General features: G+C 63.3%; 1 protein-coding gene. It reads right to left on the minus strand.

Annotation, left to right across the window (positions count from 1 at the left end; all coding sequences use genetic code 11):
* Nucleotides 1-11 precede the first annotated feature (11 nt).
* Nucleotides 12-1,216 (minus strand): hypothetical protein (locus QMK30_RS38285; protein WP_349362169.1); only part of this gene is annotated, 1,205 nt, incomplete at its 5' end.

The raw sequence follows: 1,216 nt of genomic DNA on the forward strand, positions 1-1,216 counted from the left end.
CATGCCGGGGTTCACGAGGTCGTCGATCCTGACGCCGTACAGCGGCTCACCTGACTGACTTCCTGTCCGGATTCACGCGCTGCGGCCTGCCGCAACGTGCGGTAGCGGTGGAGTGTCTGCGGGTCACCGATCTGTTCAACAGCCGCGACTGCGGCGTCGAGGACTCCGTCCATCCAGAGCCGTGGGATCCCTTCCAGGAGCTCGTCACTCACGGCGAGCCAACGACGAACTGTGGAGTCGTCAGGGGCGAGAGGCGCAACGAGGAAACACTCCTTGACGAAGTGCCGCCACAGTCCCGCGCGCAACCCCTGCTTGTCGGGAGGCATGATGTTCTGAATCTCTTCGAGTGTTCTCCACGCGCTCGAAGCATCGTCGGCTCGCCGTTGCAGCCGGGCAAGCGTGAGCAGGTTGAACGCACTTGCAACCGTCCACGCGCCATCGCTGACCTCGATGACTTCTCGCTGCACCGCCACTGCTTCGGTGTGGTAACCGAGTTGGTCCAGGTGAAACTGCAGAGTGTTGAGTGTGTCCTCGGTGCGTGGCTCGCCAACTGCCCACTCGGTCAAGAACAGGCGGGATGCCTCGCGCTCCCCGAGGCTCGCGGCGTGATGGGCCCATGATTTGAGGCTCTCGTCGGCCGGGGCGGCAGGAAACAGTTCACGTTGTTTCTTGAGCCACTCCTCAACGGCGGCGTCAGTGTGGTGATTCAACGCGATGTCGCCCAGGATGCGGCCACGATCAGCGTGGGCACTGGCTCGCACTGCTTCGACGGCAGCTGTGATACCTCCGGTGAGCAGATGGTAGAGGTGATAGCCCATAGCCGTGTCCATGCTGATGTTCTTGACGGTCCAGTGCAGCCACAAGTCCTCCAACTGCCGGTGCTCGGCAACCAGGAAGCCGGCCAGCGTCAAGTCCGAGGCCAATCCCCAGGGGACGGCCTCTTGATAGAACGTGGCCTCCTGCTGGAGGAGGAAGCGCAGAAGCTGCAGGTCCTGGGGGTGGCGGTCGTATTGAAGTGCCCACAGGACTCCCGAGCGGGTGGCCTTGTTGCGGTCGATCACGCGACCTTCGTCGGTGTGCTCCGCCACGAAGGCCAGGTCGGGCCACGTCTCCGGGTCCCGCCGAGCTCGCTCGAGGTCTCTTCTCGGCACGCGCAGAAGTCGGTCTTGCTCGTCAGCAGTATCCGTCATCTTCCCCTCACTCGATCCTCGTGGTT

It is taken from the genome of Streptomyces sp. H27-C3 (assembly GCF_030063415.1).
GTDB lineage: Bacteria > Actinomycetota > Actinomycetes > Streptomycetales > Streptomycetaceae > Streptomyces.